Annotated in this window: 13 protein-coding genes; all 13 read left to right on the plus strand. The window is 53.6% G+C overall.

Translation table 11 applies throughout. The features are described 5' to 3' along the window. Positions 1 to 88 precede the first annotated feature (88 nt). The gene (locus DESAC_RS12165) at positions 89 to 994 is read left to right on the plus strand and encodes a prenyltransferase (RefSeq protein ID WP_013707373.1); all 906 of its coding nucleotides are present in this window, start codon (positions 89 to 91) and stop codon (positions 992 to 994) included. Positions 995 to 1,182: 188 nt separating this feature from the next. Continuing rightward, positions 1,183 to 3,060 (plus strand): ATP-dependent zinc metalloprotease FtsH, encoded by a 1,878-nt coding sequence (gene ftsH, locus DESAC_RS12170; protein ID WP_013707374.1) that lies wholly within the window; start codon positions 1,183 to 1,185, stop codon positions 3,058 to 3,060. Positions 3,061 to 3,167: 107 nt separating this feature from the next. Next, positions 3,168 to 4,436 (plus strand): MFS transporter, encoded by a 1,269-nt coding sequence (locus tag DESAC_RS12175; protein WP_013707375.1) that lies wholly within the window; start codon positions 3,168 to 3,170, stop codon positions 4,434 to 4,436. Between the two features lie 374 nt (positions 4,437 to 4,810). Next, positions 4,811 to 6,451 (plus strand): DNA polymerase III subunit gamma/tau, encoded by a 1,641-nt coding sequence (gene dnaX, locus DESAC_RS12180; RefSeq protein WP_013707376.1) that lies wholly within the window; start codon positions 4,811 to 4,813, stop codon positions 6,449 to 6,451. Further along, a complete protein-coding gene (locus DESAC_RS12185; RefSeq protein ID WP_013707377.1) occupies positions 6,448 to 6,759 on the plus strand; it encodes a YbaB/EbfC family nucleoid-associated protein in 312 nt (103 codons plus the stop codon). The genes dnaX and DESAC_RS12185 overlap by 4 nt, the downstream gene beginning before the upstream one ends. Positions 6,760 to 6,877: 118 nt before the next feature. Continuing rightward, entirely contained in the window at positions 6,878 to 7,483 is a 606-nt protein-coding gene (gene recR / locus DESAC_RS12190; protein WP_013707378.1) for a recombination mediator RecR, read from the plus strand. 198 nt (positions 7,484 to 7,681) lie between these two features. Next, the gene (locus DESAC_RS12195) at positions 7,682 to 7,921 is read left to right on the plus strand and encodes a hypothetical protein (protein ID WP_013707379.1); all 240 of its coding nucleotides are present in this window, start codon (positions 7,682 to 7,684) and stop codon (positions 7,919 to 7,921) included. After that, a complete protein-coding gene (locus DESAC_RS12200) occupies positions 7,918 to 8,184 on the plus strand; it encodes a type II toxin-antitoxin system RelE family toxin (RefSeq protein WP_013707380.1) in 267 nt (88 codons plus the stop codon). Before DESAC_RS12195 ends, DESAC_RS12200 begins: the two co-directional genes overlap by 4 nt. Before the next feature lie 116 nt (positions 8,185 to 8,300). Continuing rightward, on the plus strand, positions 8,301 to 9,419 hold the full coding sequence (gene rodA, locus DESAC_RS12205) for a rod shape-determining protein RodA (RefSeq protein WP_013707381.1): 1,119 nt from the start codon (positions 8,301 to 8,303) through the stop codon (positions 9,417 to 9,419). A gap of 257 nt (positions 9,420 to 9,676) precedes the next feature. Continuing rightward, entirely contained in the window at positions 9,677 to 10,105 is a 429-nt protein-coding gene (locus DESAC_RS12210) for a F0F1 ATP synthase subunit B (RefSeq protein ID WP_013707382.1), read from the plus strand. Next, positions 10,102 to 10,704: a F0F1 ATP synthase subunit B gene (atpF, locus tag DESAC_RS12215; protein ID WP_013707383.1), complete on the plus strand. Its 603-nt coding sequence runs from the start codon at positions 10,102 to 10,104 to the stop codon at positions 10,702 to 10,704. Before DESAC_RS12210 ends, atpF begins: the two co-directional genes overlap by 4 nt. Then, complete coding sequence (gene atpH, locus DESAC_RS12220; protein WP_013707384.1) at positions 10,701 to 11,252, plus strand: ATP synthase F1 subunit delta; 552 nt, start codon at positions 10,701 to 10,703, stop codon at positions 11,250 to 11,252. Before atpF ends, atpH begins: the two co-directional genes overlap by 4 nt. Further along, the gene (gene atpA, locus DESAC_RS12225; RefSeq protein ID WP_013707385.1) at positions 11,253 to 12,773 is read left to right on the plus strand and encodes a F0F1 ATP synthase subunit alpha; all 1,521 of its coding nucleotides are present in this window, start codon (positions 11,253 to 11,255) and stop codon (positions 12,771 to 12,773) included. It begins immediately after the preceding gene. The last annotated feature ends 10 nt before the right edge of the window (positions 12,774 to 12,783 follow it).

Genomic DNA, 12,783 nt, shown 5'->3' on the forward strand with positions numbered 1-12,783 from the left:
TGGGACAACAGGGGTAGAGACCATTTTTCTTTGACAGGTTTCAAGGGAGTTCTTATAATCCCGATATATATTTAGGGGGGGGAAAGATATGCGTTTAGGAGTATTTATCCGGGCGGCGCGCCTGCCTTTTCTCACCGGATCGCTGATGCCGGTGGCTTTGACCGCGGCCTTGGCCTGCTGGCGGGGCACCTGGGAAGGGTTTTTCTATTTCTTCCTGACGGTGTTGGGGGTGGCCGGGCTGCACACGGGCGGCAACCTGATCAACGACTATTACGATTCTTTTGGAAGCGACCCCATTAACCGCTTTGCCACCCCTTTCAGCGGCGGCAGCCGGGTAATCCAAAATGGGGAGCTCAGTGTCGAAACCGTCAGGAACCTGGCGTACGCCTGTCTGGGGCTGGGGGTGATCTGCGGCCTGGTCCTCATGACTCACGGCCGGCCGTGGGTGGTGGTTCTAGGACTTTCAGGACTGGCTGCCGCCTATCTTTATTCCGCCTCGCCGGTGCAACTGATGAGCCAGGGATTGGGGGAGTTCACTATCTTCCTGGCCTTCGGTCCGGTCCTTACCCTGGGTGCATTCTATGCCATAACCGGGCGGGCAACTGCAGAGGGTTTTTACGTGGGCCTGCCTCTGGCCTGCCTCATCACCGCCATCCTGTGGATCAATGAATTTCCGGACCTGGAAGCCGACACCGCGGTTGCCAAGGAGCACCTGGTAGCTCGCCTGGGTCTCAAAAAATCCCTCCTGGTTTATACCGGGTTGATGTTGGCGCCTTTTCTGAGCCTCCCTCTCCTTATGGAAGCTTTTGACTTTCCCGGACACCTCTTTGCCGGGTTAGTGGCTCTGCCCCTGGCCGTAAAGGCAGTGCGGTTAGCCTGGCAGACACCCCCCACCGATGAAGAGTTTATCCCCATACAGGCGCTTACCATTAAAACCCACTTTCTCCTCGGATCAGCCCTGACATTGGCCTTTCTATATGCGGCCTGGCTGTAAAATCGGGGCAGATACCCTTAGCTCAGAACGGCGCCGTCCTACTTGAAAAAGCCGATGATTAAAATTATGTTAGTAATGATACTCTTGAAATAGACTACAGTACCGCTCAGGAACCCTTTTTCTAACTTTTATAGCACATCAGGGACGTTAGCGACTTTAATTGGCAGCAGTATCTAGAGGTTGAGGGCATGAATAAAATAACTCGCTTTTCCGTCTGGTATTTTTTGTTGTTCCTTCTGGTTGTTTTCTTTTTGCAGAATTATTTCGAACAGCAACGGATACAGACCATAAGTTACAGTGACTTCCGGCAACTGGTAGATTTAAAAGGAGTGAGGGATCTAGTCCTGTCCAAAGAGGCTATCACCGGACGGTTGACTTCTGCCGGGGTGGAGTTTTTGACCAAAGAAGGAAAGAACCCGGAGTTGACGGAGCTGCTGAAGCAACAGGAAGACAAAGAACCGCATTTCACCACCATCCGGTTGGAGGATGCGAATTTACTGGAGCGACTGGATAAGCAGGGCATAACCTACACCGCCCGTCTGGATAAGACGTGGCTCACGGCGCTCCTCTCCTGGCTCCTGCCGATGGTGCTCCTGATCGGGGTTTGGGTTTATTTTATCCGCAAGATTGGCGCCGGCGCTACCGGCGGCCTCATGTCCATCGGCAAGAGCAAGGCCAAGGTTTATGTGGAAGACGAGACCAAGATCACCTTCAAGGATGTCGCCGGAGTAGAAGAGGCCATCGAAGAGCTTCAGGAAGTCATTGAATTTTTACAGAACCCTGAAAAATTCCAGGCCCTGGGAGGAAAGATTCCCAAAGGAGTTCTCCTGGTAGGGCCTCCGGGCACCGGCAAGACCCTCCTGGGCCGGGCTGTGGCCGGCGAAGCGGGGGTGCCGTTTCTAAGCCTCACCGGTTCGGACTTTGTTGAGATGTTCGTGGGGGTAGGCGCCGCCCGGGTGCGCGACCTCTTTGCCCAAGCCCAGGAAAAAGCCCCTTGTATTATTTTTATTGATGAGCTCGACGCCATCGGCAAGGCCCGGAGCCTGAGTCCCATCACCGGTGGCCATGAGGAGCGGGAAAACACGCTCAACCAGTTGCTTTCCGAAATGGACGGTTTCGACACCCGCAAAGGGGTTATTATCATGTCCGCCACCAACCGGCCGGAAATCCTGGACCCCGCCCTCATTCGCCCGGGCCGTTTTGACCGCCAGATTTTGGTAGACCGTCCCAGCCTCAAAGGTCGGGAAGACATCCTGCGGGTGCATGTGCGGACCGTCAAACTGGCCGAGGATGTCAACCTGCATAAGATTGCAGCCCGCACCCCTGGGATGGTGGGGGCTGATCTGGCCAACATCGTCAATGAGGCCGCCTTACTGGCTGCCCGCAAGAACAAGAGTGCGGTGGCTATGGATGACTTCGAAGAAGCCATCGACCGGGTCATGGCGGGGTTGGAGAAACGCAACCGGGTGATGAATCCCAAAGAAAAGGAGATCGTAGCATATCACGAAACCGGACATGCCCTGGTTGCCGAATCTCTGCCGACGGCTGATCCGGTGCACCGGGTCTCGATCATCCCGCGGGGCATTGGGGCCTTGGGTTATACTTTGCAGCTCCCCACCGAAGACCGGTATCTGATGACCAAGACCGAACTGGAGGAACGTCTGGCGGTCCTGTTGGGTGGCCGGGTAGCCGAAGAGATCATCTTCCAGGAGGCCTCCACCGGCGCCCAGAACGACCTCTTTCGAGCCACGGATATCGCCCGCAGCATGGTGCGGGAATACGGCATGAGCCCGAAGTTGGGACCGATGACCTTTGAACGGGAGCGGCGGCCGCTCTTTCTCGAAACGATGATGCCGCCTTCTGCCAAAGATTATAGCGAACTCACGGCCCAGGAAATCGACCGGGAAGTAAGCGCCTTAATCGCCCAGGCGCATGATCGAGCCAAAGAGATTCTGGAGAGCAGGCGCTCTACCTTGGATCGGGTGGCCAAACTGCTGCTCGACCAGGAAGTTCTGGAAGGAGATGAGCTGCGCCAGGTATTGGGGGAAGAGAGCTCCCAGGCATGATCAATTCCCGGTTAACGGAGAGCTTTCCGGCGCAGGACCAAGCCAGGCGGGCGGAAGTATCTCCGCCGGGTGCCCTCGGGCCTTTCTAAATAAGGCCCCTGATTGATATGCCATCCGCATTTACCGAAACCTTTGCCTCTTTTCGCCACCGCAATTACCGTCTGTTCTTTCTGGGGCAGACGATTTCGCTCATCGGCAGTTGGATGCAGGTCGTAGCCCAGGGATGGTTGGTCCTGACCCTGACCAATTCCGCCTTCCTGCTCGGCCTGGCCGGGGCCTTGCATACCCTGCCGATGTTGCTCTTCTCCTTTTGGGGAGGAGTCATTGCCGATCACGCCGATAAGAGGCGGATGGTGATGCTCACCAATGCTGCCGGCCTGCTGCTGGCCCTGATCTTGGGCCTCCTAGTGGCGTTTGATCTGGTGGCCATCTGGCAGATCATGATCCTGGTCTTTGGGGTCGGAACCGCTATGGCCTTTGATATTCCCGGACGCCAGGCATTCATCATTGATCTGGTAGGCAAATCCGACCTGCCTAACGCCATTGCCCTAAATTCCAGTCTGTTTAATGGCACCCGCGCCCTCGGGCCGGCCTTTGCCGGCCTGCTGATCGCCTCCGTGGGCATTGCTAATTGTTTTTTTCTCAACGCTCTCAGTTTCCTGGCGCCGCTTATCTGCCTGTCGCTCTTACGCCTGCATTATCAATCTACCCTGCGTGCTCGCCCCCGTACCCTGGCCGGACTACAGGAGTTATTAACCTTTATCCGACATCAGCGTCCGGAATTGGGCTGGATGATGACCATTATGGCCTGCAACTCCATCTTCGCCTTCTCTTTTACCGTCCTGCTGCCTATGATTGCCCGGGATGTTCTCGGAACCGGCCCGGAAGGCTATGGTTTTTTGATGGCCGCCAGCGGTTTGGGGGCCTTTTTTGGGGCTCTTACCCTGGCCACGTTTATCCGTCGCCATTCCCCGGTATATTTTTTCTGGGGCGGCGCCTTCCTAATGTTTCTGGCCCTGCTTTTTTTCTCCTGTACTGAAAACTATAAACTCGCCCTCGTATGCCTCTTTATCGCCGGTTTCGGCCTAACCGTTAATATTTCCACCAGCAACAGCCTTTTTCAACTTAATGTTCCGGATGAATTGCGCGGCCGCATTATGTCGCTGTTCAGTTTTACCTTTATCGGCTTTACCCCCATAGGAAACTTTTTTTATGGAACTTTAGGGCAATATTTCGGTCCGTGTTTCACGGTGCGTCTCGGTGCCAGCCTGGCTATCATTCTTTCCCTGTCTTTTTTGCTGGCTCACCCAAAACTGCGGCGTCTGCATTTTAATACAGAGATGGATACAATCCGAGTATTTGGGGAAAGAAAATAAGTTTCGAGTTTCGGGTTTGGAGCTAATCAAAAGAAATATCCCACACGGGCTGAAAGCCTGCGCCACAGGGTAAAGAGTAGAATTTTTCCGATGCCTGCGGCCACCATGGGGTTGGCGTATTTTTCTCCCTTTTAACTCGCAGGGTTTTCCGCCCTTCCAGAAAATCGCTTGCTAACGAGCGCCGGTAAAGGTAAAACATTTATAAGCATTCAGTTATTAGCAGACAGCTTTCAGCTAAATCAACAAGTCAGGTGTAAGCTTAGAATCTTGATAGATTACCCATAATCTCCTATCATAGCGGTTTACCTCATTATTAAGCTGACGGCTGAATACAGTTAAACATTCATAAGCTCAATCCAGACTATTCCAAGGTCATGTCCTATCAAGTCTTGGCCCGCAAATGGCGGCCCCAAAATTTTGACGAAGTTGTCGGTCAGGAGCATATCACCCGAACGTTGAAAAACGCCCTGGAGTCGGGACGGGTAGCCCACGCCTTTCTGTTCAGCGGACCCCGAGGGGTGGGCAAGACCTCGATAGCCCGCATCCTGGCCAAGGCCTTGAATTGCGCCGAGGGTCCGGCGCCGACGCCTTGCAACCGATGCCAATCATGTGTAGAGATCACCCAGGGACACAGCCTAGACGTCCTGGAAATCGACGGCGCCAGCAACCGCGGCATCGATGAGGTACGGGAACTACGAGAGAATATTAAATATCTGCCGGCTCATGGCAGTTATAAAGTCTTCATCATCGATGAAGTCCACATGCTTACCAAAGAGGCCTTCAATGCCCTGTTGAAAACCCTGGAGGAGCCGCCGCCGCACGCCATCTTTATCATGGCCACCACGGAATCGCACAAAGTGCCGGTGACTATTCTATCCCGCTGCCAGCGTTATGACTTCAAAAGGCTGTCCACTGCCGCCATCCAGGCGCATCTGGCGAATCTCACGGCCCAGGAGGGCTGGCATCTAGCACCGGAGGGACTGCTGCTCATCGCCCAAGAGGCCGAAGGCGGCATGCGGGACGCCCAAGGTTTATTGGATCAGGTGATCACCTTCGGCGGCACCGAGGTCTCTCCCCCGGAGATCGCCCGTATCCTCGGGGTAACCGATCGGCTCCTGTTGCTGCAAACCCTGGAGGCTATACTGAACCGCCAGGCGGCCCAGCTCCTCGATATTTTAGCTGAACTGCATGAGCACGGCCACGATCTCCGGCGCTTTTTCCATGATCTGCTCTTTTTCAGTCGACACCTGGTCATCGCCGCGCTCGGCCCGGAAGTCCGGCGGCTGGCGGATCTCGCCGACCAGGAGTGGGACCGTTTGCAGGAGATGGCCCGCCAGACCAATCTGGCTCATCTGTTCAATCTGCTGACAACACTCTTAAAAGGGGAAGAAGAACTGCGGCGTTCCCCCTTGCCGCGCCTGTCCCTGGAGATATTATTGCTGCGCCTGGTAAGTTTGGAACCGCTGCTGGACCTGCCCGAGTGGCTGACGCGGTTGTCAGCTCTCGAAATGAAGCTGGATCAGGGACATATTCCAGCTCTAGGGACTGATGCACCCCAGAGATCCGTCTCTCAGGGAAAGTCGGTTGATCGATCATCGCAAACGTCAAAGGCGCCGTCGGTGGCCGAGCCCTCCAAGGGCGACAGCCCGGCATCGTGGGAATCGTTTGTACATTTTGTAACGCAAAGGGGCGGCATACCTTTAGGGGGAAAGCTCCACAACAGCCACCTCCATAAACAGAGAGACGGACGTCTCCATGTCGCCCCCGGCCCCGCCTGGCGCACTGCCCAGCCCGAGCATCTGGAACAGATTCAAGCCCTGGCGCGGGATTTTTTCGGCCCGCAATGCCAATTGGTCATTGAAGCCACTGCCGCCGCCAAGTCCAGCCGCGAGACCCCTGCATCCCGACGTCAATTGTCACTTGACGAAATCAAACAGTTGGCCGAAGGCATTTTTGGGGGTACCTGGCTGACTGAGACAATGCCCACCGATGTGGCAAAGGAGAACAAGAAGTGAAAAACTTAGGCAGCATGATGAAACAGGCTCAGAAACTGCAGAGTAAGATGTTGGCCATGCAGGAGGAATTGGGCAACCGGACCGTCACCGCACAGGCAGGCGGCGGTATGGTGGAAGTAGTGGCCAACGGTCGCCAGGAACTGATCTCCCTGCGCATCGACCCGGAGGTGGTTAATTCGGAGGATGTCGACCTGCTCCAGGATCTGGTTCTCGCCGCGGTCAATGATGCCCTGAACCGTTCCCGGGAGATGGTAGCCGATGAGATGGCCAAGCTCACCGGCGGCATGAAGATTCCCGGCCTGTTTTAGCCGGGCCGATGTTGAGCCTTCAACCACCGGCATGATGAGGTGAGTCATTGCAAAAGGAAATTAGGAAGTTAAGGATCATCCGGCTAACCTCTAAACACTGACCACTGACGACCAAGCCATGGCAAGAAATTTCTATCCTGCACCTCTGCAGAAGGTTATCCGGGGACTTAGCAGATGGCCTGGAATCGGCGAAAAAACCGCCACCCGGCTGGCCCTCTACTTACTACGGGCGGCAGATACCGAAGTAACCGAATTGGCTCAGGCCCTGATCGACTTGAAGGCTAAGATCAGGCTCTGCTCCCGTTGTTTTGCCTTTGCCGACCAGGAACTTTGCCCCATCTGCGCTGATCCGGGGCGGAATAACGGTCAGCTGGTGGTAGTGGCCGATCCGGGGGACCTGATCGCCCTGGAGCGGGTCGGTTTTTTTCAAGGCGCATATCATGTTCTGGGCGGCCTCATCTCCCCTCTGGACAACGTTGGACCGAGGGATTTGCATATTTCCGAGCTTTTGAGCCGCTTGCACTCCGAAGCCATTGAAGAGGTCATCCTGGCCTTGAATCCGAGCCTCGAGGGGGAGGCGACAACGGCTTATCTGGCCCAAGAGCTGCAGGGCAAACCGGTAAAAGTAACGCGGATTGCCTATGGTCTCCCCATGGGCGGCGATTTGAAGTACGCCGACCAACAGACTATTAAAGAGTCGTTGCGGCATCGGGTGAGGGCGTGATATAATATTAGTATTTGATTATCTTACAAATAATAATCCCACCTTATCAATGTAACCCTTTTAAATGTGACCTACTGATGAAGAGCCTAACGAAGTTTACCTTAAAAAAATCTGTTTTCATATTTCGTTGTGATCACTATAATATGCCAATTTATATCATATAATTGAGATAAGCCCCATAAAAAGGAGTTTGAAGGTATGGAACCTCTCATTGATGACCTGCTGCATAAGGTCAAGGTCATTTCCCAGACCAGCTATGGAACGATGCTAAACAAGATCATCGACAGCGTCTATGAGAAAGTGGAAGAAGAATACGACACAGAACCTCTGAACCCGGAAGAATTACAGGTCTTGGAAGAGGTCGTGGCCGCCGTCAAGCGTGGCGACCTGAGCCGGTTCATTTCTCTGGAAGAGTTTGAAAAGAAACACGGGCTATGAGCTACCGGGTCGAACTTGATGCACGGGCTGACAAACAGGCGGAAAAATTAGAACGGGAAACCCTAAAACGCTTTCAGAAGCGCTTCCGGGAGTTAGCCCAAAACCCCTTCGACCCGAGAATCTCCAAGCCCCTGACCATGTCGGCGAACCGTCGGACCTCACGAGTGGGCGACTGGCGCATAATTTATTTCGTAGATAAGGGCAGACAAACAGTATTTGTGACGGCTATCTGCCATCGCAAACCGGCCTATGATAAGGTTTAATCAATAACGTTGAGATGTTAAGGTTCCAAGACTATTCCTTTCTTTAGTTAGCGCTATGACTTGATAATATAACTGAATGAGATTCAAACAATTTTTACAGTTTTCTATGCTTCGATATGATCATTGACCGCCGCCTTTTCAAAAACATCGACTGGATTCTGCTGATTCTAACTCTTTTGATCGTTTCTCTCGGTATTGTCAATCTCTACAGCGCCGGTCTGAACCAGGACACGGGGCGTGATACTCCGCTCTATCTCAAGCAACTTTATTGGCTGGCGATCGGTCTGGGCCTGATGGTGTTTATGACCACCTTCGATTACCGCTACCTTGAAAAGCTTGCTTATCCGGTCTATTGGCTGGCTGTTATTCTGTTGATCACGGTCATACTGATGGGGAAAGTGGTCTCCGGCTCCAAGCGCTGGCTGGTAGTGGGACCGATGGTATTTCAGCCTTCCGAGTTGGCGAAGGTCGCCATCATACTCGCTCTGGCGGCCTATTTCTATCGTCAGGAAAGATTTGATCCTTTATCCTGGCGGGAGCTGATCATTTCATGTCTGCTGGTGCTGCCGCCTTTTGCATTGGTAGCCAAACAGCCGGACCTCGGCAGCGCCCTCCTGATCACTGCCGTGGCCTCCACGATCATCCTCTTCGTCGGCGTCCGGTGGCACATCCTGGTCACCCTGATAATATCTTTTGTAGCCTTATCCCCGGTCTCTTGGTTTTTTCTGAAAGATTACCAGAAACAGCGCATACTCACTTTTTTAAACCCGGAGCAGGACCCTTTAGGCTCCGGGTATCATATCATTCAGTCAAAAATTGCTGTTGGCTCCGGCCTTTTGTGGGGGAAGGGCTTCCTCCATGGTACCCAGAGCCAACTCAATTTCCTGCCGGAGCAACATACTGATTTTGTTTTTTCGGTTTTTGCCGAAGAGTGGGGGTTTTTAGGCTCGGCCGGCCTGATTGTGCTCTATGCCCTGCTCATATTATGGAGTTTGCAGATCGCCCGCTCCTGCCGCGAACGGTTCGGCAACCTGTTGGCCGTCGGTATCTCGGCCATGATCTTCTGGCAGATATTCATTAATATCTCTATGGTGACCGGCATGCTGCCGGTAGTCGGCATTCCCCTGCCCCTGTTCAGCTATGGCGGCTCTTCGCTCATCTCCAACTTCATCGGCATCGGGCTGCTCCTCAATATCCGCATGCGCCAATTCCTCTTTTTCAGTCCGACCTTGTGATTTTTTAAACAAGTGGTATCTTTTTAATATAACTCTGAGTCTGAGCATTTTTAAGCGATTTAAAGAGGAGGAAGCTGAATTTTCATTTTATCGCAGCATTTCAGATATTTTTGGGAGTGCCGAGGCGCCAGACGATTTTTGAAAAAAACCTTTGACAGAACGGCCAAAATAAGGTAATAATCCAAATTGACTTTGCATAAAAGTTCACATAGTCGTTTTATTTGCAATAACAAAACGTTATAAGAGGTGGCCAGTAGATGATTGACATTGATTGGACATTGTTTGTGCAGATTGGTAATTTCCTCGTCCTGGTCTTTCTCTTGAACATGGTTCTGTTCCGGCCCATACGGGGGGTACTGAAGGAGCGTCAGAATCTCTTTTCTGGCCTTAGTTCGGAGGTCTCCTCGTTAACCGAGGCGGAGCAGGGGGTGCGCCAAGACATCCAAGGCGAGTTGCTCGCGGCTCGCAAAAGCGGGATGAACAAGCGTGACATGCTCAAGCAGGAGGGCAGCGCCATGGAAGCCGGCCTGATGGAAAAAGCGAAGGCCGAAGCTGACGCCGAAGCGGCGCGCATGGCGGAGAAGATCAAGTCTGACGTCGCCGCCGCCCGGGAGGCTTTGAGACCGCAGGCTCAATCCTTTGCTCTTGACCTGGCTGCCAAAATACTGGGGAGGGAGATGGCATGAGGATCAAAAACATCTGCGGGGTCGGGGTTAAGAGCGCTTCTTTGGCCATCGCTGCCGGTTTGGCAATGGCTGGGGCGGCCTGGGCCAGTGAAGCTCACGGACATGGCGGCATAGATGCAGCCAAATTAAACGATCTTCTCTGGAGGACCGTCAATTTTCTCATTTTCGCCGCGATTCTCTTCAAGTTGGCGGCAAAGCCCCTGAAGGAGTTTTTTGCCAACCGCAAGAGAGACATCAGCCAGGAGTTGCAGGATCTTGAAACTCAGAAGATTGCGGTGCAAAAAGCCCTCAAGGAAGCCAAGTCGCAGTTGGCGGCGGTTGCTGCTGAGCGGGAACAGATCATCCAGCAATATCTAGCTGAAGGCGAGGCGGAAAAGGCAAAGATTATCGAGAAAGCTGAACAGTCGGCGCAGCGCCTGAAAGACATGGCCCTGATGACCATAGAGGCGGAGACCAAGAAAGCCGCGGCCGATCTGAAGCGAGAGATTGTCGAAACCGCAGTCGCGCTTTCGGAACAGCTTATCAAAGAAAAAATCGTCGCCGAAGACCAACAGCGGTTGGTTGATGACTACTTAATAAAGGTGGTGGAAGCTCATTGATAAACCTGTCGCTTGCACGTCGCTACGCCAAAGCCTTGCTGAGCATCGGCAAGGAGGATGGCCGGTATAAGGAATATGGGGAGGAGCTCAACTCCTTTACCTATCTTCTCGAAAGAGAAGCGGAGCTGAAAAACGCCATCATCAATCCCATCTACCCTCGTGACGATCGCAAAAAAGTTTTGGATAAGATCCTGGAGATGATTCAACTCTCAACCATTGTCACGAACTTCATCAACCTGCTTTTCGATAAACAACGCATCGATGGCGTCTTTCAAATCAATCAAGAATATCAACAATTGGTAGATAAGCTGGAGAATATCAGCCGCGCCAGAGTCACTACCGCTGCCCCCCTGGGAGAGGACGTGATCGACCGCATCCGCCAGGCGCTGGAGAAAATCACCGGCGGCGCTGTAGTTCTAGATGTCACGGATGATTCTCAGATCATCGGTGGCATCATTGCGCAAGTCGGCGATCTGGTGCTTGATGGCAGCGTGCGGACCCAGCTCCAGAGTTTAAAAGAAACTTTGATAAGAGGTGAGGTTGCTTAAATGGAAATCAGAGCAGAAGAAATCAGTCAGATTATTCGGACCCAGATCAAGGACTATGAGAAAAAGGTCGAGGTGGCTGAGACCGGCACCGTTCTTTCCGTCGGCGACGGTATCGCCCGCGTTTCCGGCGTGGAAAAGTGTATGGCTATGGAGCTGTTGGAATTCCCCGGCGGCATCTTTGGCATCGCCTTGAACCTGGAAGAAGACAACGTCGGCTGCGCCATCCTGGGTGAAGATATTCATATCAAGGAAGGCGACATGGTCAAAAGGACCGGCCGTATCGCTGAGGTGCCCGTCGGCGAGGCCTGTTTGGGTCGGGTACTTGACCCGGTGGGCAATCCCATCGACGGCAAAGGCCCCGTGGAGGCCAAGGAATACCGCCGCATCGAACTGAAGGCCCCTGGCGTTATCGAGCGTCAGCCGGTGAATGAACCCATGTATACCGGTTATAAGGCCATCGATGCCATGACCCCGGTCGGGCGCGGTCAGCGGGAGCTGATCATCGGTGACCGTCAGATCGGCAAGACGGCTTTGTGCGTTGACGCCATCATCAATCAGAAAGATTCCGGCGTCGTCTGTATCTATGTCGCCATCGGTCAGAAAAAATCCACCGTAGCCCAGGTGGTGGATGCCTTGGAGCGTAACGATGCTATGAAGCACACCATCGTTATCTCCGCTACCGCCAGTGAACCGGCGCCGTTGCAGTACGTATCTGCCTTTGCCGGCTGCACCATGGGCGAATATTACCGGGATTCCGGTCGTCACGCCCTGATCATCTACGATGACCTGTCCAAACAGGCTACTGCGTATCGCCAGATCTCCCTGCTGCTCCGCCGTCCTCCCGGACGTGAAGCCTTCCCCGGCGACATTTTCTATAATCACTCCCGTCTGCTTGAACGGGCCGCCAAACTCAATATAGAGAAAGGCGGGGGGTCTCTGACGGCTTTGCCCATCATTGAAACCCAACAGGGCGACGTTTCGGCTTATATCCCCACCAACGTTATTTCCATCACCGACGGCCAGGTTTACTTGGAACCGGCACTCTTCTTTGCTGGCGTGCGCCCTGCCATTAACGTCGGTCTGTCGGTTTCCCGGGTCGGCGGCGCCGCTCAGGTAAAGGCCATGAAGCAGGTTGCCGGTTCGCTCCGATTGGATCTGGCCCAATACCGTGAATTAGCCGCCTTTGCCCAGTTTGGCTCTGAATTGGACAAAGCTACTCAATCCCAGCTCAACCGGGGTATCCGCCTGGTGGAAATCCTTAAACAACCCCAGTATGACCCGCTACCGATGGAGAAAGAGATTACTATTCTGTATGCCGGTACCCGGGGGATATTGGACGATCTGCCGGTGGAAGTTCTGGGAGCCTTTGAGAAACAGCTCTATGAGTACATCGGCGGCAAGCACCCGGAGATTTTTAATACGCTGAAAGAAGCTAAGGAAATCAATGCCGACCTGGACAACCAGATGAAAGCCGCCCTGGAGGCTTTTAAGGCCGATTTCAAAGCCAGCCTGGCCGCCTGATGACCGGCGC

Origin of the sequence: Desulfobacca acetoxidans DSM 11109, from assembly GCF_000195295.1 — a bacterium.
Taxonomy (GTDB): Bacteria; Desulfobacterota; Desulfobaccia; order Desulfobaccales; family Desulfobaccaceae; genus Desulfobacca; species Desulfobacca acetoxidans.